The 22,727-nt window shown below is 70.3% G+C and carries 15 protein-coding genes and 1 pseudogene; all 16 read right to left on the minus strand.

Annotation, left to right across the window (positions count from 1 at the left end):
- Window positions 1-7,554, minus strand: a 7,554-nt coding sequence (locus ACFFIA_RS25380) for a non-ribosomal peptide synthetase (protein WP_377254598.1), incomplete at its 3' end; no start/stop codon positions are given.
- Between the two features lie 227 nt (window positions 7,555-7,781).
- A complete protein-coding gene (locus ACFFIA_RS25385) occupies window positions 7,782-8,972 on the minus strand; it encodes a cytochrome P450 (protein ID WP_377254601.1) in 1,191 nt (396 codons plus the stop codon).
- Window positions 8,969-10,012, minus strand: a complete 1,044-nt coding sequence (locus ACFFIA_RS25390) for an isocitrate/isopropylmalate dehydrogenase family protein (RefSeq protein ID WP_377254603.1) — start codon at window positions 10,010-10,012, stop codon at window positions 8,969-8,971. Before ACFFIA_RS25390 ends, ACFFIA_RS25385 begins: the two co-directional genes overlap by 4 nt.
- A gap of 53 nt (window positions 10,013-10,065) precedes the next feature.
- Window positions 10,066-11,262, minus strand: coding sequence for a pyridoxal phosphate-dependent aminotransferase (locus ACFFIA_RS25395; protein ID WP_377254606.1), 1,197 nt, complete (start codon window positions 11,260-11,262; stop codon window positions 10,066-10,068).
- 122 nt (window positions 11,263-11,384) lie between these two features.
- Entirely contained in the window at window positions 11,385-12,068 is a 684-nt protein-coding gene (locus ACFFIA_RS25400; RefSeq protein ID WP_377254609.1) for an ArsR/SmtB family transcription factor, read from the minus strand.
- A 502-nt stretch (window positions 12,069-12,570) separates the two neighbouring features.
- Window positions 12,571-14,040, minus strand: a complete 1,470-nt coding sequence (locus ACFFIA_RS25405) for a serine hydrolase domain-containing protein (RefSeq protein WP_377254612.1) — start codon at window positions 14,038-14,040, stop codon at window positions 12,571-12,573.
- A gap of 102 nt (window positions 14,041-14,142) precedes the next feature.
- Window positions 14,143-14,760 (minus strand): 3-isopropylmalate dehydratase small subunit, encoded by a 618-nt coding sequence (gene leuD, locus ACFFIA_RS25410; protein WP_377254615.1) that lies wholly within the window; start codon window positions 14,758-14,760, stop codon window positions 14,143-14,145.
- Between the two features lie 14 nt (window positions 14,761-14,774).
- The gene (leuC, locus tag ACFFIA_RS25415; RefSeq protein ID WP_377254618.1) at window positions 14,775-16,172 is read right to left on the minus strand and encodes a 3-isopropylmalate dehydratase large subunit; all 1,398 of its coding nucleotides are present in this window, start codon (window positions 16,170-16,172) and stop codon (window positions 14,775-14,777) included.
- Complete coding sequence (locus ACFFIA_RS25420) at window positions 16,172-17,398, minus strand: LeuA family protein (RefSeq protein WP_377254622.1); 1,227 nt, start codon at window positions 17,396-17,398, stop codon at window positions 16,172-16,174. The genes leuC and ACFFIA_RS25420 overlap by 1 nt, the downstream gene beginning before the upstream one ends.
- Window positions 17,399-17,415: 17 nt before the next feature.
- Window positions 17,416-18,189, minus strand: coding sequence for a Na+/H+ antiporter NhaA (locus ACFFIA_RS25425; protein ID WP_377254625.1), 774 nt, complete (start codon window positions 18,187-18,189; stop codon window positions 17,416-17,418).
- Window positions 18,190-18,341: 152 nt separating this feature from the next.
- Window positions 18,342-19,016 (minus strand): cytidylate kinase family protein, encoded by a 675-nt coding sequence (locus tag ACFFIA_RS25430; RefSeq protein ID WP_377254628.1) that lies wholly within the window; start codon window positions 19,014-19,016, stop codon window positions 18,342-18,344.
- 246 nt (window positions 19,017-19,262) lie between these two features.
- Entirely contained in the window at window positions 19,263-20,048 is a 786-nt protein-coding gene (locus ACFFIA_RS25435; RefSeq protein ID WP_377254631.1) for a hypothetical protein, read from the minus strand.
- A 25-nt stretch (window positions 20,049-20,073) separates the two neighbouring features.
- Complete coding sequence (locus ACFFIA_RS25440; RefSeq protein WP_377254633.1) at window positions 20,074-20,814, minus strand: hypothetical protein; 741 nt, start codon at window positions 20,812-20,814, stop codon at window positions 20,074-20,076.
- A gap of 496 nt (window positions 20,815-21,310) precedes the next feature.
- Window positions 21,311-21,721 (minus strand): IS66 family transposase, encoded by a 411-nt coding sequence (locus ACFFIA_RS25445; protein ID WP_377254639.1) that lies wholly within the window; start codon window positions 21,719-21,721, stop codon window positions 21,311-21,313.
- A complete protein-coding gene (locus ACFFIA_RS25450) occupies window positions 21,718-22,293 on the minus strand; it encodes an IS66 family transposase (RefSeq protein ID WP_377254636.1) in 576 nt (191 codons plus the stop codon). Before ACFFIA_RS25450 ends, ACFFIA_RS25445 begins: the two co-directional genes overlap by 4 nt.
- A 65-nt stretch (window positions 22,294-22,358) precedes the next feature.
- Window positions 22,359-22,601: pseudogene (locus ACFFIA_RS25455) on the minus strand (DUF6444 domain-containing protein); the annotation flags it as partial.
- Window positions 22,602-22,727: the final 126 nt, after the last annotated feature.

Here is a 22,727-nt window from a genome sequence, read left to right on the forward strand (position 1 = left end):
AACCGCGAACACCTCCGACAACACCTCAAACGTGCTCCACCCATCCAGCAGCAGGTGATGCATCGTGCAGAAGACCTGGACGCTGCTTTCGGAGAGGCGGGCGATCGCGAGTCGGGCCAGCGGCGCGGTGCGCAGGTCCGTCCCCCGGGCGCGGTCGGCTGCCTGGTACGCGGCCGCGGCTGCCCGCCGCTCGCCCTCCGGCAGGCCGGACCAGTCCAGGTACTCCACCGGCACGACCACCCGCCGGTGCACCACCTGCACCGGCTCCGGCACACCCTCCCACACCATCGACGACCGCAACACCGGCGTACGATCCACCACCACCTGCCACGCCGCACCCAACGCACGCGGGTCGCGCACACCGTCCAATGTGAACGCCACCTGGCCGAGGTACGCCCCGGAGCCGTCGCCCGTGAGCGAGTGGAAGAGCATGCCGGCCTGCATCGGGGTCAGCCGGTACACGTCCTCCACGCCCCGACCGTCGCCCACGACCCGGTCCACCGCCGCCTGGTCCAAACCCGCGTACGGGAAATCCGACGGCGTGTACCCGACGGCGCCCGCGGTCCGGCAGTGCGCCACGACCTCCCGCAGGGCGCCGGTCATGCCGTCCGCCAGCCGCTGCACGGTCTCCTGCCGGTGGACGTTGCTGGAGTACACCCAGATGACCGACAGCTCGCCGTCCTCCACGCTCGCCACAACGTCCAACAGGTGCGGCCGCTCGTGGGCGTCGTGCTGGTCGAGCGGGATGCCGCCCCGGTGTGTGAACGCCTCGCCGCCCGCGGCGGCCTGCCACTGGCCGAGGTAGTTGAAGCTGATCTGGGGCTGCGCCACCCCGGCCAGCGCGGCAGCGGCGGCACCGGTCGGGGCGAGATGGCGCAGAGCGTCGTACCCGAGGCCCTCGTTGGGCACCGCGCGCAGCCGCTCCTTGACCATCCTGATGAGCTCTGCCCAGCCGGCCGTCGCCGGCAGGGTCAGGTCGAACGGGTAGACGCTGGTGAACCAGCCCACGGTGCGAGTCAGGTCGAGGTCGTCGAAGAGGTCCGCGCGGCCGTGCCCCTCCAGCGCGATCCGCACCGGTCCGCCGCCCAGCCAGCCGGCGAGCGTCCGGCCGAGCGCGGCCAGCAGCACGTCGTTGACCCGGGTCCGGTACGCGGCCGGCGCCTCGCGCAGCAGCGCCTCGGTGCTGTCGCGGTCCAGACGGGCGGTGACGGTGCGCACCGAGCCGGCCGTGTTGGGTCCGTGGGCGTCGGTGGGCACCGGTGTCGCCGGCGCTCCCCCGACCGCGGTCCAGTACGCGGCCTCCGCGTCGAGCCCGCCGCCCGCCGTGTGCGCCGCCAGCCGGCCCGCCCACGCCTGGAACGAGGAGGTCCGGCGCGGCAGGCTCGGGCCTTCGCCCCGGCTCGCCTGCCCGTAGGCGGTGGCGAGGTCGTCGAGCAGGATGCGCCACGAGACGCCGTCGACCACCAGGTGGTGAGCGGCCAGCAGGAGCCGGGCCGGCTGACCGGACCCGAGTCGGACGAGCGCCGCGCGGCACAGGGGTCCGGTCTCCAGCCGCCAGCCGCCCCGCAGCACCGCGGCGATGTCGGCGATCGTCTGCTCCTGGTCGGTCGCCCCGAGGCGGGACAGGTCGTGGACGCGCAGCAGCTCGCCGTCCTCGGCGGCCACGATGTGCTGGCGCCAGCCCTCGCCGTCTCGCTCGAACCGGGTCCGCAGCGCGTCGTGGTGCTCCACCAGCGCCGCGAGCGCCGCCCGAAGGGCAGCCTCGTCGGGATTGGCGTTGAAGTGCAGCTCGACGGACTGGCTGAAGTGCTCGGGGTGAGTCGGATGGGCCGCCAGGAAACGGTGCTGGATGGGGGTCAGCGCCACGTCGCCGACGACCGGCCCGGACCCCACCGGACCGCCGTCCACGAACGACAGACCCTGGCCCAGCCCGGCGATGGTCTGCCGGACGAACAGATCCTTGGACGTCAGCCACAGGCCCTCGGCCCGCGCCCGGGAAACCAGCTGGATGGAGAGGATCGAGTCGCCACCGAGCTCGAAGAAGTTGTCGTGCACGCCGATCCGGTCGACGCCGAGCACGTCCTGCCACACCGAAACCAGGACACGCTCGACCTCGGAGCGCGGCGCCACGAACTCCGCACCACCACGAACCAACGACACATCCGGCGCCGGCAACGCCCGCCGGTCGACCTTCCCACTCGGCGTCAACGGCAACCGGTCCAGCACCACCACGACCGCCGGCACCATGTAGTCCGGCAGCACACCACCGACGAATCCACGAACGTCAGCGACGTCCAACTCGACACCGGCAACCGGCACCACGAAACCAGCCAGCCGGCGGCGAGCACCATCACCAAACGCCACCACCGCGGCCTCCGCGACCCCCGGAGCCCGCAACAGCGCTCCCTCCACCTCCCCCAACTCCACCCGGAAACCACGAACCTTCACCTGCTCGTCGACACGCCCCATGAACTCCAGCACGCCGTCCGGCAGCCACCGCACCACGTCACCAGTCCGGTAGACCCGCTCACCCGGCAACCACGGCAACTCCACGAACCGCTCAGCCGTCAGAGCTTCCCGACCCCAATAACCCCGCGCCAGACCATCACCACCAACCAACAACTCCCCCGCCACACCGACCGGCACCAACGACAACCCACCATCGACCACATACACCCGGGTATTCGCCAACGGACGGCCGATCGGCACCGGGCGGGAGTCGTCGAAGTCGGCGGGCACCTCGTAATAGGTCGCCACGACGGTGGTCTCCACCGGTCCGTAGCCGTTGACGATGCGCAGGTCCGGTGCCGCCTTCCGGGCCGCCGCGATGTGCGCGGGCGAGGCGACGTCGCCGCCGGTGGCGACCTGGCGGACCTTGCGGAGCACGTGCGGGTACTCGTCGACGAACGCGTTCAACAGCGACGGGGGCATGCACAGCGTGGTGACGCCGTGCTCGGCGACCATGTCGGCGAGCACCTCGGGGTCGGGCCGCCGTCCCGGGTACAGCACCGACGTACCACCGTGCAGCAGCACCGACCACAGCTCGGCGGAGAGCCCGTCCCAGGAGATCGAGAGGGTCTGCGGGATGACCTCGTCGGGGCCGCAGTCGATGAAGCCACCGTTGACGAACGTCCGGACGGTCGCCCGGTGCGGCGAGGCGACGCCCTTGGGCAGGCCGGTGGAGCCCGAGGTGTACATGATGTACGCCAGGTCCTCGGCCGTCACGCCGGTCTCGGGCGCGGTCGGGGGCAGCTTCCCGATGGCCTCCCAGTCGGTGTCCAGGCAGACCACCGCGCCGGTGTGTCCCTCGGCCAGGTGGGCCAGGGCCTGCCGGGTCACCACGACCGGCGCACCGCTGTCGGCGAGCATGAAGGCCAACCGGTCGGCGGGGTACTCCGGGTCCAGCGGCACGTATGCACCGCCGGCCTTGAGCACGCCCAGCAGCGCGGCCACCATTTGCCAGCAGCGCGGCAGGCAGACGCCGACCGGGGTACCCCGCTCGACGCCCAGCTCGCGCAGGTAGCCGGCGAGCCGGTTGGCGTGCGCGTCGAGCTGCCCGTACGTGAGCCGGATGTCGCCCTCGACCAACGCGACCCGGTCCGGCCCGGCCTGCGCCCGCTCGGCGAACAGCTCGTGCACGCACCGGTCCGAGGGGTACGGCACGGCGGTGTCGTTCCAGCTCGCCAGCTGCTCGCGCTCGGCGGCGGTGAGCATCGGCACCGCCGACAGCGGCCGCCGCGGGTCGGCCACCACACCCTCCAGCAGCACCTGGAGGTGGCCGGCCATCCGCTCGATCGTGGCCCGGTCGAACAGGTCCGTGTTGTAGCCGAGTTGGGCAACTAGTTCCTCGCCATGCTGCACCAGTTCGACGGTCAGGTCGAACATCGTGGTGAGACGGGGCAGTTCGCGTTCGGTGATGCGCAGCCCCGACCGGGAGTCCACCTCGGGAACGAGCGCGTCGTGGTAGACCACCATCGCCTGGGCCAGCGGCGTGCGGCTCGGATCGCGGTCCGGGGCCACCACGTCGACCACCCGCTCGAACGGCGCCTGCTGGTGGGCGAACGCCTCCAGCACGGTGTCCTTCACGCTGTCCACCAGGTCCACGAAGGACAGCTCGGGTTCGACCTGGCTGCGCAGCACCAGCGTGTTGACGAAGAAGCCGAGGACGTTCTCCAGCTCGGCATGGTCCCGCCCGGCGGTCGCCGTCGCGACCGCCACGTCCGTCGACCCGGACCACCGGGAGAGCACCACCTGGACCGCGGCCGTCAGCGCCATGAAGAGCGTGGCGCCCCGCTTGCGGCACATGCGGCGCAGCCGGTGTCCCAGCTCGACCGGCAGCTCCATCCGGACCGAGTCGCCGGGCCAGGTGCGGGTCGCCGGGCGCGGCCGGTCGGTCGGCAGCTCCAGCGGTGCCAACCCGGCGAGCCGCTCCCGCCAGTACTCGATGTCCGCCGCGACCGCCTCGTCGCCGGCCCGCGCCTGCTGCCACGCGGCGAAGTCGGCGTACTGCACCGGCATCGCGGGCAGCCGCGCCGGTACCCCGGCGACCTCCTCGTCGTAGAGCGCCGTCATCTCGCGGATCAGCACGCCGGTGCCCCACCGGTCGATGACGACGTGGTGCAGCGACAGCACGAGCAGGTGCTCCTCGGCCGCCAGCCGGTACGCGACCGGGCGCAGCAGCGGGCCGTCGCCCAGGTCGAACGGCTGGACCATCTCGGCCCGTACCCGCCGGTCCAGCTCTGCGTCGAGGTCGGGCGCGGCGGTGAGGTCGACGACGGGGACGCCCACCGGCTCGACCGCACCGATCACCTGTACGCCGCGGCCATCCACCGACACCAGCCGGGTCCGCAGCACCTCGTGCCGCTCGGTGAGCCGGGTCAACGCCCGGCCCAGCGCGGCGAGATCCAGCCGGCCGGTGACCCGCAGCCCCGCCGAAAGGTTGTACTCGGTGCTGTCCGGCTCGAACTCGTTCAGGAACCACAGCCGCTGCTGGGCGAAGGAGAGCGGCATGTGCGGCTCGCGCGGCACCGGCCGGATGGTGTCCGACTCCACGGGGCCGCCGAGGCTTTCCACGTACGCGGCCAGCTCGGCCACCGTAGGCCGGTCGAACATCAGCCGAGGGAACAGCTCGACGCCCAACTCCTCGCGGGCCCGGGCGAGCACCTGGATGCTGCGCAGCGAGTCGCCGCCGAGCTGGAAGAAGTTGTCCCGTACACCGACCTCGGGCAGGTTGAGCACGTCCGCCCAGATGGCGGCCAAGGCGTGCTCCAGCGGGGTGGCCGGCGCCACGAACTCGGCACCGGAATCGACCGCCTCGGCCGGCGCCGGCAGCGCGCGCCGGTCCACCTTCCCGTTCGGAGTCAGCGGCATCCGGTCCAGGGACACGAAGAGCGGTGGCACCATGTACTCCGGCAGCCTGCGGCCGAGGAACGCGCGCACCTCGGCGACGTCCAGGCGGGCGCCCCCAGCGGGCACGACGTACGCCACCAGCTGCCGCTCGGTGATGCTGTCGCCACGCGCGATCACGACGGCGTGCGCGACCGCGGGGTGCTCGGCGAGAGCGACCTCGATCTCCCCGAGCTCGATCCGGAAGCCACGGACCTTGACCTGGTCGTCGGCCCGGCCCACGAACTCCAGCTGGCCGTCGTCCCTCGACCGCACGAGGTCTCCGGTGCGGTACATGCGGCCGCCGTCCTGTGGCCGCACCGTGTCCGGCACGAACCGCTCCTCGGTGAGATCGGGGCGGTTGAGGTATCCCTTGGCCACACCGCTGCCGGCGACGTACAGCTCGCCGACCACTCCGGCGGGCACCGGCTGGCCGGCGGCGTCGAGCACGTACACCCTCGTGTTGACGACCGGCGCGCCGATCGGTGCGTGGCCGTCGGCGGCGAGCGGCGGGCTCATCGTCGCGCAGACGGTGGTCTCCGTCGGCCCGTAGGCGTTGACCATCCGGCGGCCGGCGGACCACCGTGTGGCCAGGTCCGGCGGGCACGCCTCCCCGGCGACGACGAGTACCCGCACCGAGGCGAGCCCGCCGGCGGGCACGACCGCCAGCGCGGACGGCGGCAGCGTCAGGTGGGTGACCTCATGCTCGGCGGCCAGCTCGACCAGGGGCGCGCCGGGCTGGAGCCGGTCCGTCGGCGCCACCACGAGCGTGCCGCCGGTCAGCAGCGCCATGCACAGCTCCCACACCGAGGCGTCGAAGCTCAGCGGGGCGAACTGGAGCACTCGGCTGCCGGGCCCGGCCTCCAGCCGTTCCTCGTGCGTGCGGACCAGGCTGGCGATGCCCCCGTGGCTGACCACGACGCCCTTCGGCCGGCCGGTGGACCCGGAGGTGTAGATGACGTAGGCGGGAGCGTCAAGCGGACGCGGGCCGGGCACGTCGCCTTCCGGCAGCCGCGCCAGGTTGGCCCGGACGACCTCGTCGTCCAGCGCGACCGCTGCGACGCCCGCCGGGAGCACGCCGGCGCCGTCCACTGTGGTCAGTACGAGTGCCGGTGCCGCGTCGCCGAGCACGAAGGCGATCCGGTCGGCGGGGTTGGTGACGTCCAACGGCAGGAAGGCGGCGCCGGACTTGACGATCGCGAGCATCGCGACGACGGCCTCGACCGAGCGGGGCAGTGCGACCGCGACGATGTCCGTCGCCCCCACTCCCCGGGCGGCCAGCGCACTGGCCAACTGGTTGGCCCGGCCGTTCAGCTCGGCGTATGTGAGAACGATGCCCTCGTACCGGACGGCGGGCGCGTCCGGGTCCCGCCGGACCTGCTCCTCGAAGAGGTCCGCGATCCCCGCCAGCGGCACGGCCGTGGCGTTCTCGTTGAACGCGAAGAGCAGCCGCTCCCGCTCCTCGTCGGCGACCGGCGGAAGCGTCGAGAGTGGACGGTCGAGGTCGGCGGCGACGGTCGCGAGCAGCACGCCGAGGTGACCGGCGATCCGCTGAGCGGCGTCCGCGCCGATCCGCCCCGGACGGTGGGAGAGGCTGACGGCCAGCCCCTGACCGGCAGGCCTGACGGAGGCGACGAGGGCCGTGCCGGCCGGCGCCGCGTCCGGTGCCACCTCCCCCTCGGCGGCCACCGCCGGGATCGACGGTGGGTCGCCCTCCCAGCCGTCGACCATCGCCGCCAGCGAGTCGAACTCCCGTCCCTTTGCCGCATCCATGCCGTCGCCGACCCGCCCGAGCAGGGCCCCGAACGTCTCGTCACCGGTCGCCGCGCAGCGCAGCGGTACGACTCCATCCCCAGTGGACACCAGAACGGCGGCATCGTCCTGCCCGCCGTACCGGGACAGGAGCGTCCACACCGCTGCGGCCAGCAGCCCGACCGGGCGCACTCCGGCCTCGCGGCTGGCCCGGACCAGCCGCCGGCCTCGCGCCGCCGACAACTTCACGCGCAACTGCCGCCACTCGGTGGCTGGAGCGCCCGGCTCGACGCCGCCGGTGGGCATCGTCAGGACCGGCAGGCCCTCCAGATGTTCGCGCCAGTGCGCGGCGGCGTCCCGGGCCTCCGCCGCCACCTTCGCTGGGACCGAGTTGCTCGACCGTCCAACGTGCGGCACGGGAACCTCCGAAGGTCGTAGGTTTGTGGACCGGCGCCGGTGCGGCGCGCCAAATCCGCGCCTTCCCTTTCGGGAAGGCACGGACGGGATACGGGCGGCTCCACGATGGAGCGTCCTCAGCTTCGCCGCCGGGCGCGGGCGGCCGCCACGCCTTTCAGGCGTAGCGAAACATGGCCGGTTTCACGCGGGGCGAGGCAGGGGAGACCACGACGGGCACGGGTACGGGCTCAGCGCCAGTCGATGTCGACGTACATGTGCCGGTAGCCCTGCACCAGGTTGGAGCGCATCGCGACCGGCGGCGCGGGCAGCCGCACCGCACCGCACCGCTCGGCGAGCACGGACAGCAGGCTGCGCAGCTCGATCCTGGCCAGTGCCGCGCCGAGACACACGTGTGGGCCGTACCCGAAACCGAGGTGCCGGTTGGGGCGCCGGTCCGGGCGGAACTCGCCCGGCGCGTCGAAGATCCGGGCGTCCCGGTTGGCCGCGGAGAGCCACGCGACGACCGGTGCACCGCTCTCGATCACCTGGTCCTGGATGGTCACGGTCTCGGTGGCGACCCGGAGCACGTGCATGGCCGGCGAGGTCCAGCGGATCACCTCTTCGACCGCGGCGGGCAGCCCGTCGGGGTCGTCCCGCAGCCGGTCGAGCAGGCCGGGCCTGGTGCTGAGCGCGGCGAAGCAGCCGGCGATCGAGTGCCGCGTGGTCTCGTTGCCGCCGATCAGCACGTTGTCGCAGTTCATCACGGCGTCCTGCGTGGACAGACCGGACTCCGCGAGCATGGCGCTGACGAGGTCGTCACCGGGGCGGCGGCGGCGCAGGCTCACCAACTCGTGGAAGTAGAACAGGATCTCGGTGTGCGCCTCGGCCGGCGTCATCTTGCCGAACGCGCTGTCGGCGCCGCCGAAGGCGTGGCTGGTCAGCTCGATCAGCCGGGCCCGGTCGCTCTCCGGCACGTCGAGGATCTCGCACACCACCGCCGCCGGCAGGGCCGGTGCCAGGTCTGCGGCGACATCGCACTCGACGTCGTAGCGCAGTTCGCCGACCAGCTCGCGGGTCTCCTTGGCCACGAACGCCTCCAGCGAGGCCGCGTTCGCACGGGACAGGAAGGGGCCGATGAGCGAGCGCAGCACGCTGTGCCGGTCGCCGTCGCTGACCACGATCATCTGGCCGCCGGCACGGTCAGGGTGCTCCGCGTCGAAGCCGATCATCATGCCGTACTCGGAGGTGAACGGGCCGGTGGGCGCGAGTACCCGACGGCAGTCCTGGTGCGAGAAGACCGACCAGAAGCCGCCCGGCGAGGTGCCCGGTTCGCTCCAGACGACCGCGTCGCGGGCCACGAGGTCGGCCCACATCGCGTACCGGTCGGTATTGGTGTAGAGGTCGGCGTCGCCGAGGTCGCGCGGCGTCACCGCCGTCACGCTCCACTCCAGGTCAGCTCCGCACGGATGGCCCTGCCAGCCTCCTCAGTGGAGAGTGAGCCGCCGAGGTCCGGCGTGCAGCGGCCGGCGGCGACGGTCGAGGCGACCGCCTGCTCCACCGCGGTGGCCGCGTCTCCGTACCCCTGACTGCGCAACAGCAGCGCGGCGCTCAGGATCGCGCCGACCGGGTTGGCCACGCCCTGCCCGGCGATGTCCGGCGCGCTGCCGTGCACCGGCTCGAAGAGCCCGAACCCGGTGTCCGGGTTGAGGTTGGCCGACGCCGCCACGCCCATGCCGCCGACGAGCTGCGCGGTCAGGTCGCTGAGGATGTCGCCGTACGAGTTGTTCGTGACGATCACGTCGAACTCGGACGGGTCGGCGACGAGCCGCATCGCGGCCGCGTCGACGTAGAGGTGCGAGGTGGCGAGCCGCGCGCCGGCCTTCGCCGTCGCCTCGCTCCAGCAGCGGCGCCACAGCTGGCCGCCGTGCTTGACCGCGTTGGACTTGTCCACCATGCAGACCGCCCGTCGGGCGACGCGGAAGGCGTAGTCGATGACCCGGGACACGCCCAGCCGCGTGTTGACCTCCTGGTCCATCGCGACCTCGTCCGGCGTGCCGCGACGCAGCACGCCGCCGACGCCGACGTACAGCCCTTCGGTGTTCTCCCGGACCACCACGAGGTCGACGTTTCGCCGGTCCGGGTCGCGCAGCGGGCTCAGCCGCTCGTGCAGCAGCAGCGCCGGCCGGTGGTTGACGTACAGGTCGAGTTCCAGCCGCAGCCGCAGCAGCACCTGCCGGGCGTACTCGACGCTGGTGACCCTCGGGTCGCCGACCGCTCCGAAGAGGACGCAGTCGCTCGCGCGTACCCGCTCGAAGTCGTCGTCCGTCATCGCCACGCCAGCGGTCAGCCACCGGCCCGCGTTGACGTGGTCCAGGTGGTCGAACTTGAGGTCCAGCCGCAGCGCCTCCAGGGTCGCCACCGCTTCCCTGGTGACCTCCGGACCGACACCGTCGCCGGGGATGACCGCAACCGACTTCACAACCCTCTCCCTCCGGTACCGTACGCTCAACCCTCCAATGAGGACGGTGTCGCTCAGATCAGCTGCTGGAGCCGCTGGTCGACGGCGTCGAGCGTTTCGAGCGCGCGGTTGAACGCGATCCGTACGAGGTGCTCGCCGCCGGATCCGGTGAAGAACAGCGATCCGGGCACGATGAAGACCCGCCGCTGGTCCATGAGCTGCCGCACGTACGCCGTGGAGTCCATCTCGGTCGTCCCACGGATGTCGGCCACGACGTAGCAGCCGCCCTCCGGCGGCATGCAGTCCATGCCGAACCGGCGGAAGATGTCGACCGTGCGGTCCCGCCGTTTTTCCAGCCCGGCCTGGGCGCTCCACCGCGTGCGGTCGAAGACCCCGGCGCGGGCGACCGAGCGCTGTAGCGGCCGCGCGGCACCACCGCTCGTCACGATGTGCACCTGGCGGAGCACGGCCGTGCGCGCCGCCTCGGCCCGCAGGTATCCGAGCCGCCAGCCGCTCAGCGCGTGGCTCTTGGAGAGCCCGCCCACGACGATGCTGCGCGACCGGGTCTCCGGCAGGTCGGCGGCGGAGACGTGGCGGCGGCCGTCGAAGACGAACTCGGCGTAGATCTCGTCCGAGACGATGGTGACGTCCCACCGCTCGCACAGCTCCCCGATCTCCCGCATTTCCTGCTCGCTGAGCACTCGCCCCGTGGGGTTGGCCGGCGTGTTGAGCACGATGGCGCGGGTCCTCGGACCGAACGCGGCGGCCAGCTCCGCCGAGTCGTACCGCCAGTGCGGCGGCCGGGTGCGGACGACCCGCGGCTGACCGCCGGCCAGCCTGATCGCGGTCAGGAAGTTTTCGTAGCAGGGTTCAAAAACGATCACCTCGTCGCCGGGGTCGACGGTGGTGAGCAGGGCGAGGCAGAGGCCCTCGGTGGCACCGACGGTGATGGTGACCTCGGTCGCCGGGTCGGCCGGCGTGCGGAACCAGCTCGCGATCTGCGTGCGAAGCTCGAGGTCGCCGTCCGGATGGCCGTACTGGTGGTGCTCGTCGCGCATGACCGGCACGGTCTGCTCGACGATGGCTGCCGGAGGTGCCGGCCAGGTCGGTGTCCCGGTAGCCAGGTCGATGGTGCCACTCGGCACACCGGCGCCGACCAACTTCGTGAGGCCGCCCGTGGCGAGCAGGCTGGCCCGCTCGGCGAAGGGCTTCCGGCTGGCACCCGACTCCGCGCTCCGTACAGTGCTCGAACCCGCACTGGTCGTCGTCATCCTGTCCCTTCCTGGCCGTCAACGGCTGACAATGAGCCTCACACCGCACCGAGGTGGGTCCAATGCCTTTCAGCGCACGCCGAAAGGTCCACCCCCGGACGCGGACTGTCTACGGTGGCCAGTCACATCGGATCGTCGGCGGTCCAGCCGTTGAGCAGCGCGAGACCAAGCGGCGTCGGCATGTGCAGCACCGAGTTGCGGTTACGGCGCGTGGTGATGAGCCCGGCCTGACGCAGAACGGTCGTGTGCTGGCTGGCGCCGGCCGAGGAGATGCCGAGCCGCTGCGCCAGTTCGCCGGTGGTGGCGCTGTTGGTCAGCTCCTGGAGCACCGCGGCCCGGGTCCGGCCGATCAGCGCCGCCAGCGCCTGGCTGCTGGTGTCCGGCTCGCGCCAGAGCAGCGGTGCGGTCTCCGGGGCCGGCGGGGCGGGAAAGACGAGTGCGGGGCGGCCGGAGCCGAGCTGCGCCGCGATGAATACGGTCTGGCCGGCCAGGAAGACCGACGGGATCAGCACCAGCCCGCGTCCGTCCAGGTGGAACTCGCCGTGCTCCTTGCCCGGTATCTCCAGCACGGGCGGCTTCCAGATCGCCCTCGGATGGAGGCTGACCAGCAGCGACTCCACACCACCGGTGACGACGAGCCGGCCCCGCATGGTCCGCTCCGCTTCGAGGTACGAGACGAGCCGGTCCCAGTACGGCGCGACCGCGATCCGGCAGAACGCGTGCACCGCGTTGGTCAGCTCCTCCTGCCGGAGCCCGCCGACGTTGGGCCGGGCATCCTGATCGAGCAGCCAGAGCAGGTCAGGCACCGGACGGAGCCGCTTCGGCAGCCCCCAGGGTGACGCCAGGGTCCCGCTGAGTTGTTTGCGTACGCGTTGTTGCCAATGCCGGAAGGAACCGTTGCCACGCCGGTCGAGCAGGTCCAGAGCGAATATCGTTTCCGAAACCAGTCCCAGCGTGGTCATCACCCGAATCCGGGCAAGGTCCTCCACTGTGAAGTGAATCCGTTGCATTACATCCCCCGTGTCCAAGCAGCCTTTTATCTCATCGAGCTTCCGCCAGCACAGACCTGGTCTCGGCGCGTCGTCCGCGCCGCCGCCACGTCCACCGCGCCGCGCGGGCCGGTTGAATTACCGCGCCTCGGGGCGATTCGGCCAGACATGGACCGGGTATCCACAAACGGCATCCCGCTTGGGTCGCCGTGGCCTTGCGACACGACCAGGTCATATGGTCAAGCGTCAATGAGCCAGCGCACCTCCACAGTGGTAGGGCGGCCGGGCGCTCCCGGTCGCGTGATCATTCCTTCGCGTGCTACGTCGCCGCCACCACTCCGGGATGTGCGCCTCCGTCACGGTGCCCGCGACCAGACGCGGCAGACCGAGCCGCGCCGGTGCCTGCCGTGATCCCCTCGATGCGCCTTGCGATGCGTCCGCTGATCTGGAGGGCGCCAACCCTGCCAGTCAGGTCACGCAGGAATTTACCCGAGTGAGGGCGTTCCAATGTGTCCCGACGGTGGACGGTAAAATAGTCCCCCGCGTTCACGGCCAACCGGGCCGAGAATCCGGCGGTTTCGGTCAGCTTCAGGGCGCCGTCATCATCCACATAGACTCGAAACGTCGTGCGCCCGTTGGCGTACTCGCCGGGATAGCCGCTCGACCGGTCGACCGGCAACTCGGCCGGAGTGGGTCGGTCGCCCTCGGCCAGACCGCTCGGGAAGCCGGACTCCACAAGGCCGCCGGCCAGATCCTCCCAGAGGTCCGAACCGCTCGTGGCGTTGGCTACGAAGCCGACGGCGGTCGATGTATCCGGATGCCAGCGAAGGTTACACACGACCCCGTCCAGGGTGCCGTCGTGGCCGACCCAGCCGCCGCCGTAGAGCGCCACGCCAAGGCCCCAACCGGCGGCGAGCCCGACCGGCTGCGCCGGGCCGACCGGCTCGCGCATCTCGCTCGCGGTCGCCGGGCTCAGCAGCGCGCGCTGCCGGACGCCGAGGTGCAGCTGGGCGAGCGCCACCAGGTCCGCGGCCGAACCGGCGAGACCGCCGGCCGGCGCCCAGGTCGTCGGCAGCTCCACCTCGACGGGCCAGGCCCGGCCGGCGGAGACGGCGTGACCGGCGACCATGCCGCGGCGGGTGGCGCCGTCGGTCAGGCAGCCGAGGCCGAGGCCCAGCGGCCGGCTCAGGAAGGACTCGACGGCCGGCCACCAGCCGTAGCCGGTGACCTGCTCGACGCAGCGTCCGGCCACGACGTAGCCGGTATTCGAGTACGAGAATGCCGCGCCGGGCGGGCACACACCGGACACGTCCCGACAACTGACCACATAGGACCGCAGCGACGACTCGGTCGAGTCGTCGACCCCGTGGTCGGCCACCGCGCCGGACGTGTGGCTGAGCACCTGACGCAGCGTCACCTGGCGCCAGTCCGGCGAACCATCCCGAAGTTCGGGCACGTATTCGGCCACGGGCGCGTCGAGTTCGAGGTCACCGTCCGATACCAATTGCATCACCACTGTGGCGGTGAACGCTTTGGTCACCGATCCGAAGGGAAACCGCGAATTCGGTCTCACTTCGCGGGACGTGTCGACCCGCTCGACGCCGGCGCAGGCCGCTGCGAGCTTCTCCTCGTGGTAGACCACGAGCTGCGCGCCCGGCACATCGTATCGACGTATTGCCGCCGCCAGCATTTCGCGCGGAGCAGCTAGATCCACCACCCCGTGGAATCCTCTCTTCGGGTGAAAGGATTGTGACATCGATTGACGATCAAAGTTTTGCGTGTCAGGCACGAATGAGACAACCTCGTTAAGCCGTACCTGAATTGTCCAGGTCAGGAAAGAGCGACGGCCGGCCCCGGGGGAGAAGCCGACCGCCGCCTTTTCGCCCGGACGCTACGCCGTGCTCGCGCTGGAGAAGCTTCCCCGATGCACCTCGGGGAGCCAGCGCCTGCGCTCCTTCTCGTACGCCGCGATCGCCGGCTCCCGCTGCAACGTCACGTCGATGTCGTCGTATCCGTTGAGCAACAACCAGCGCTCCCGGCGACCGATCGTGAAGGCCCAGGACAGGGTGCCGGCGCGGACCTGGCAGGCCACCAGGTCCACGCTGATCTCGGCCGCCGGGTCCGCCTCCACGAGGTCACGCAGCGTCGTCACGGCCGCCTCGGGCAGCTCCACGGGGAGCAGCGCGTTCTTGAGCGCGTTGCGCTGGAAGATGTCGCCGAAGCTGCTGGCCACGACCGCCCGCACGCCCCAGTCGCGCAGCGCCCACACCGCGTGCTCGCGGGAACTGCCGGTGCCGAAGTTGTGCGCGGCGACCAGCACCGAGGCGCCTTCGCGGTCGGGCTGGTTGAAGACGAAGTCCGCCTCGGTACGCCAGTGCGCGAACAGCGCGTCGGCATAGCCCGACTTGGTCAGTCGCTTGCAGAACTCCGCCGGGATGATCTGGTCGGTGTCCACGTCGTTGCGGTGCAGGGGCAGTCCCCGCCCGGTGTGGATGCTGACAGGGTCCATCAGTCTCGCCTCGCCTACAGGTCGGCCGGCGCGGCCAGCCGGCCCACCACGGCGGTGGCGGCGGCGACGGCGGGCGACACCAGGTGGGTACGCGCCCGGGTGCCCTGGCGTCCCTCGTAGTTGCGGTTCGACGTGGACGCGACCCGGTCCGCACCCTGGATCCGGTCGGCGTTGATGCCCATGCACATCGAGCAGCCGGAGAGCCGCCACTCGGCACCGGCGGTGATGAAGACCTCGTGCAGGCCCTCCTCCTCCGCCTGCCGGCGCACCTCCATCGAGCCCGGCACCACCAGCATGCGCAGGTCCGAGGAGACCTGGCGGCCGCGCAGCACACCGGCGGCCGCGCGCAGGTCCTCGATCCGGCCGTTGGTGCACGAGCCAAGGAACACGGTGTCGATTTTCAGGTCCCGCATCCGCGCGTTCGGCTCCAGCGCCATGTAGTCCAGCGCCCGCTTGGCGGCGGCACGCTCAACCGGGTCGGCGAACACCTCGGGGTCGGGCACCACGTCGCCGAGGGGAACCGCCTGCCCGGGATTGGTGCCCCAGGTGACGAACGGCGTCAGCTCCGACACGTCGATCTCGACCGTCCGGGCGAACGTGGCGGACTCGTCGGTACGCAGGGTCCGCCACCACTCCACGGCCGCGTCCCACACGAGGCCGGACGGCGCTCCCGGGCGGCCCCGCAGGTACTCCATGGTGGTGTCGTCCGGCGCGATCAGCCCGGCCCGCGCGCCCGCCTCGATGCTCATGTTGCACATCGTCATGCGGCCTTCCATCGTCAGCTCCTCGACCGGCCCGCCCTGGTACTCCAGGACGTGCCCGTGGGCGCCGTTGGCGCCGATCTTGGCGATCAGCGCGAGGATCATGTCCTTGGCCGTGACGTCGGCGGGCGTCCTGCCGGTGAACCTGGCCAGGAAGCTGCGCGGGCGCTCCAGCGCCAGCGACTGGGTGGCCAGCACGTGCTCGACATCGCTGGTACCGACGCCGAAGGCCAGCGCGCCGAAGGCGCCGTGTGTGGAAGTGTGGCTGTCTCCGCAGACGACCGTCATGCCGGGCTGCACCAAACCGAGTTCCGGCGCGACGACGTGCACGATGCCCTGGCGCCGCTCACCGAGCGCGAAGTGCTCGATGCCGTGCTCGGCGCAGTTTGCCCGCAGTTGCTCGATCTGGGCCCGGCCGAGCCGGTCGCGCAGGACCAGGCCGTCGGTCGGCACGTTGTGGTCGTCCATGGCGAGCGTCAACTCGGGTCGGCGCACCTTGCGGCCGGCGAGCTTGAGGCCGTGGAACGCCTGCGGCGAACTCGCCTCGTGGATCAGGTGGAGGTCGACGAACATCAGATCGGGGCCGTCGTCCTCGTGGTGGACGACGTGCTCGTCCCAGATCTTGTCGACCAGCGTCCGCGGCTCGCCCATCAGACTCTGGCCTCCAGCGCGGCGTCCGCCCGGTCGTCGCCTTCCCGCTTCACCATCTCGAGGATGATCTGGCCCAGCTCGGCCATCGAGACACACTCGCCGTTGGTGCGGTTGGCCACGTACCGCTCGTAGACGTCGGTCAGCAGGCCCTCTTCCGCCTGCACGCCGACCTGCTCGCACACGTACCGCACCACGTTGCGCCCGGAGTGCCGGCCGACGAGGATGGCCCGCTCGCGACCGAACACGTGCGGCTCGATCTGCTCGTACGTGATCGGGTGGCGCAGCATGCCGGCCTGGTGGATCCCGGCCTGCGTCGCGAAGGCGTTGTCCCCGAAAATCGCCTTGTTGCGCGGCGGCACCAGGCCGATCGACCCGCACAGCAGCCGAAACGCCTCGTACAGCCCTTCCGTCTTCAGGTCGCAGGTGATGCCGAGTTCTTGTCCCTTGTAGACGAAGACGGCGGCGAGCTCCTCCAGCGGCGTGTTGCCCGCCCGCTCGCCGATTCCGGCCAGGGTCGCCTGCACCTCGTCCGCGCCCGCCTCGATGCCGGCGAGCGCGTTGGCCAGCGAGAGTCCCAGGTCGTCGTGGCAGTGGGTCGACACGTTGACCGAGCTGGGCACCCAGTCGCGGACCCGGGCCACCAGGTCACCGAACTCGGACGGGACCATCCAGCCGGTCGTGTCGGCCAGCGCGACCGTGGTCGCGCCCTCCTCCAGGGAGGCGTCGATCAGCGGGCGCAGCAACTCGGCCGAGCCGCGGCTGGCGTCCTCGATGCCGAGGGTGATCTTCGTGAAGCCGAGAGACCGGGCGTAGCGGAAGCTGTCCACGATCTCCTTGACGCCATCAGCCCGCGATATCCCCCGCTTGTGTTCGAGGTGGATGTCACTACCGGTGGCCATGATCTGCATATGGTGGTTTTCCACACCGCCGGCCTCGGCGGCGAGCCGGATGTCGTCCCGCACCGCGCGGTTGAGCGTCGCGAACTCGGCGGTCGTCAGAGCCTGTGAGATAAGCCGCGTGGCCTCGAAGTCACTCGGCGAGGAACTCGGGAAACCGGTCTCGATGACATTGACGCCGAGCGCCTCGATGGCCAACGCCAGCGCCAGTTTCTGGTCCGGCCGCATGGCGTTTCCCGGTGCCTGCTCGCCGTCTCGCAGCGTCGTATCGAAAACTGATATCCGGCGTGGCCCTGAACCTTCCTCTACGACCATGACCTGAGTCTCCATTCATGTCGGGCAGCACATCAGCGCCGTGGAGACGACCATTCCACCGGCCGCTCGCGGCTCACAACGCCTTTAAGCCGACCCTGAAACCGCGACAAACCCATGACGAAATCGCAGGTCCGCGAGCATGTGTACGTCCAAAATAGACAACGCACCGCCGGTCGCCGGGGCGGCCACGGTCGGTGGTCGCGCGACCTCCGTGCGCCAGTCCGGTCGCCCAACCACCAGCCCGTCGACGACCTCGGCTCGCTGGGCATGCTCGTACTGCCGCTCGCGTTCGGCCTGGTGGAACGGCGCTGGCCCGCGACCGGGACGCCGCTCTCGCCCGGTTGCCAGCCGGCCCACCACGGCGGGGTCCGCTCCGGCTTCCAGCGCCGCCCGGTCGCGGGCCAGCTTCGCGTCACACTCGGCCACGCTCGGTCCAGCCGGTGCCGGTAGAACAGGCAACCGGCCTCGCCGCGGCTACCGGTTGTGTGGGCGTGCCTTGTACGCCCCCGGTACTCCGTCGCCGTCGCCGTCCCGCGCCTCCGGTAGCTGTCATCCGGCGGTAGTGGGCGTTGCGCGCGCAGCACGAGTGACGCCAGTACCGCGGCCAGCAGCGATCCGAGCAAGACTCCGATCTTGCTGTGGTCGCTGCGGGCGCTGCCCGCGCCGAAGGCGAGTTCGCTGATCAGCAGCGACACGGTGAAGCCCATCCCGGCCCGGATGGCCAGGCCGAGCACGTCCCACCAGCTGAGGCCGCCGCCGAGCCACGCACCGGCGAACCGCCGCATCAGCCAGATCGCGCCGATCATGTTGACCGTGCGTTGGCGCCGCTAATGCGGCTGCGATCGAGGCCAGCCCTCGCCAGAAGCCCTCAGATCTCCCACAACGAAGCGAAGAAACGACAAGGGAACGCCGGGGTCGTCGCGCCTACGCCGCCCTCTATTGCCGAATTGAGGTGCGGTCAGTGTGTTGGGGTCGCCCAGACCGGCTGCTGGGGCTCGTCGTTGTGCACGATGATGTCGGCGTGATCGGTCGGGCGGACCGTAGCGAAGTAGAACTGTTGGGAGGGGATGTAGCGCTCGCGCCAGCGCCGTTCGACTTCGGCCCGAGATGACACGCGGCGCTCTCGGATCACGGCACGGTCCACGGTCTTCTCGAGCGTGGTCGACACGAAGATGCGCAGGTCCCATCGATCGATCAGTTCCGGGCGCATGAGGAAGACGCCGTCGAAGACCAGCACGGCGTCTGCGGAGGCAGTCGTGACGGGCGGGGACAGCGCGGTATCCGCGGTGCGGTCGTAGACCGCGTGTTGGAAGCGTCGGTCTCCGCCCGGGCCGAGTGGATCGAGCAGGACCCGGTTCAGCGCGTCGTAGTCGTGGGTGTCGAAGTAGCAGCCTTCGGCCGAGTACTCGCCACGCGGGTAGCGCTGTGCCCGAGGGAAGAGGAAATCGTCGATTGTCGCGCGGATGACGTCGCGGCCCTGTGCGCGCAAGACGGCGGCCAACTCGTCGGCGAGCGTGGTTTTGCCCGCGGCGGGCGGTCCGTCGACGGCAACCCGCGTCGGGTGTGTGACTGTGACGGACCCGACCGCCTCAGCCAGACGGCCGAGCATCTCGTCGCGGCTGCCTTGGTCCACGTCCTACCCCCTCCTACCCGCTCGCCCGACACCTGCGGAAACCCGATTACCGTTTCCTGGACCCGCGTTCCTTCTGAAAGTCTGCGCCCTACTCCGGCACGGTTGCTGCGCATTGTGGCCAGCCCCGTCCAGTGTCGGGTCGGGAAGCTGCAACGCTCAAAGAAGTCGATCAAGGAGATCGGGACCCGGAAAGCTTCTTCGGACCAGGTCTCCTTGATCGACCGGCGGAAGTATCGACAGGGTGTGCTAGGGGAGCGCGGCCCGGAGCCTGGGCAGCGCTCCGTTGGCGACCGGGCGGCTGGTGTTCAAGGTGGCCTGGGTCTCGGCCATTGCCCGATTCGGTAGGCAATTGCGCCCGAAACAGGGCGATGACCTTCCGACGTCACCGTTGTAGGCGGTGCACCTCCACCACTTCTCGTAGAAGGCGCTCCCCTCGCTGGTCACGATCAACTGGCAGTCGGTCGGGGTCAGCTTGGTCACCACGGCTTCGTAGGCGCGGATCTGGCTCTGCAGGACGAGATCGGTGCCGTTGATGAAGCCGGCCTGGGCGCGGGCCGCGAGAACGATGGCGAAGATCGGGCCGATGACGAAGCCGATCTTGTCGACCGCTTGCGGGCTCTGCACCGCGCCCGCGAAAGCGCTGGCCTGGGTGGCGCAGCTGGTGGCGTTCTGGGCCCACGCCCGCAGCGTGTACTCGTCCATGAAGTCGATATTGAGGAACTCGATGGTGTGGGCTTCGAGGCACGCTTCCACCTCGGCGGCGGCGATGGCGTCGATCTGGGCGATGATCTCGGTCTTGCTCTGTTCGATGGCCGCCTTGATCTCGGCGATCGCCGCTTGAAGGCCACCGCCGCCCCCGCCGCCGCTGAACAGGTAGCCGGCCACGGCGATGCCCAGACTGACCCAGTCGACGGCGAACACCTGAGCGGTCGCCGTTGCGGGCGCGCGCCTGGTTTCGGCGGCCTGGGCCGGCACCCCGGCGCCCGCTACCGCGATCGACACTGCCAGGCTGGCGGCGGCGAGGCCGGTCAACAGTCTTGCTCTCACTGCACGCCTCCTACGGCTGCTTCAACGTGGGCAGGATCGTCTTGGCCACTTTCCAGCTGGAGTTGACCGCCGCCGCGATCTTGAGGTCGTCCACATTGACCGGCGGGTTGATCCATTGGCCGGTCACTTTGTTGAGAGTCTCCGTGGCGGTCGCAGTCTCACCGTTGGCCGCCGTACATTGCCAGGTCTTCGTGTACAAGTACGCGTCATTGTCGGTGAAGGTCACCTGGCACGCTGGCTCCAGCTTCTGCAGGATTGCCTCGTTGGCTTGGATGTAGCGCTGGCGGAGCAGGTTTCTGGACTCCGCGTTGTACCCGGCGTCCGTGGCAGCCACCTCCGCCATCGCATACTTCACGTTGAGGGCATGCCCGATGGCGTCGGCGGCCTTCTTGTCCTGGGTGGCGTCCAGCTCTCTCTTGTCGACCGACGCGGACGAGATGACCCTGCTGGCCAGGTTCCGCACCCACCGTGGGTCGTTGCGGAACTGCGCATAGTTGGTGAACTCAATGGTGAATGCGTCCATCTCGCCCAGCGCCCGGGCGGCGACGTGCCCGTCGATGTGGCTGATGACCTCGTTCCGGGCCTGCACGACCAGGCCGACCACCTCGCGGACCAGCGTCTCGATCTCACCCGCGGACAGACCGCCGCGGGCGATCCTCAGCGCGGTGAACGTCAGAGTGATGACTGGGCTGCTGATGTCGGCAGCCCTTGCCGGCTGAACGCTGCCGGGCACCGCGACCCCGACCGCCAACAGCGTCGCGATCAGGCCGCGTACCAGTCTTCGTCGCAAATTTGCTCCCTCCGTCCGGCTTACTGGTCCACGCGACCGACGAGACGACGCCGTCCCGCACGCGTGCGCGGACACCATTTGGCGATATCCGATGTCGGTCGACCGCCGTGCTCGAACCGTTCGAGCAGGACCGCCCGTGACGGCTGGGACGCCTTCCTCCCGAAACAAAGAACGCGCGCGGGGCCACCGACATTATTTCGACATACCGCGTGGCAGCACGTCAAGAGATCGGCTGGCGTCATCGCATTCAGACCAGAGATTGCGTCATTGCGCAGCCGATATTGCGTCATTGCGCAGGTCGCGATCGAGTACGTATTCAGCTTGAGAGTGGTGCGGGCATCCATGGGCCCGTGGTGAACAGGTCCTTGAGCACGGTAAGAGCGTCCATGCCGTGTTTGGCTGCGGTGTCCAGGTAGGACCGGACGGTGACGAACGCGGTCAGGCCGTGCGGGATGCGTCAGGTCGCGGAGATCTTCTGCTGCAGCTTGACCGGTCGTAGCGCCCGCTCGGCGGTGTTGTTCGTAAAGGGCATGGACAGGTCCACCACGAACCGCAAAATCATGGCACGGTGCGTGGCGAAGCGTTCGACGAGTTTGCCAGCGCGGGATAACTGACCGTTTCGGTCGGGTGGGTTCTCGGTCCGGCCATGGGCCAGGGCGCCGGCGTAGTAGGAGCGGCTGCGGGAGATCTCCTGCTCGGTGAGCGCATCACGGCCGGCGGCGATGGCCTGTTCGGTGGCCCGCTTGGCGATCAGCAGGGTGTTGGCCATCGCTTCGGCCCAACTCTGCCCGCCAGGGTCGGACTCGTGGATCCCTTTGAGATCGCGCAGCAGATGGGCGCAGCACCAGGCGTGTTGGGCGTCGGTCAGGTGCTGGTAGGCGGCGCGTAGCCGTCACGCACGATGGTGCCGGTGAAGTCGGGTAACACCCCACCGGCGTCCACGTCCGCCGCGCAGCGGCCCCCGACGTGGAACAAGGTGTACTGCTCGGTGCAGGCCACGTGCACGTAGCGCAGAGCGCCGGCCACCCGGGCTGGGGTCTGGTCGGCGTGCAACACCGGCTGCGCGTGTAGCAGTTGGCGCAGCCGGTCGACAACGGCTCCAACCTTGCGGCAGCCTCGACGAACACCGCGTGCACGAACCCGGTGGACACGTCCGCCCCGCCCAGGTCGCAAAGCAGCCGAGCGGCCCGGGCATACGGCAGGAACTGCGCCCCGCGGGCGTAGACGGCCGCGGCCTTGACCGTCGGCCCGTACTGGACCCGCCCGGACACCCCCGGCGGGGCATCCGCGACGGTCACCTGGCCGCAGCCGCAGGCCACCGCCACGACCTGATGCTCGGTGACCGTCATCCTCGGCTCGGGTAGTTCGAACACCTGCCGCCGCTGCCGGGCGTACTCCGCCGCCTGGGCAAGATCCGCCCCACAGGTGGCGTTGGCACACCGATCTGGCCGGTGCACCACCACATGGTCGGGATCGGGCACCATCTGCAACGTCGACCCGGGCGATCCCGGCTGCTTACCCCTCCCGCGCCCAGAACCCCCACCACGCTCACGCCTCGGCTTGGCCAAGCCATCTGACGATGGCGGACGTGACGAGTTGGTCGAGTTCAACCCCAACCGGCGCCGCAACTCGGCCACCTCGGTCTCAAGCTCCCCGACCCGAACGGTCAACCGCTCAATCGTCTTGGCCTGTAACACAACCAGCTCAGCAAGCTCCTCATAGGACGGACGCTGCCCAGCCGGCTCCACGCCCGGATCATGACAGACGATCAGCCCCAGACGGCGATGGCTCGCCGATCACCCAAGCTGAACACGTACGAACTACTGTCCGGCCAGCTCGGCCACGACTGGAGCGAGGACACCGGCGACGCCTGC

Origin of the sequence: Phytohabitans kaempferiae (assembly GCF_042433955.1) — a bacterium.
Lineage (GTDB): Bacteria > Actinomycetota > Actinomycetes > Mycobacteriales > Micromonosporaceae > Phytohabitans > Phytohabitans kaempferiae.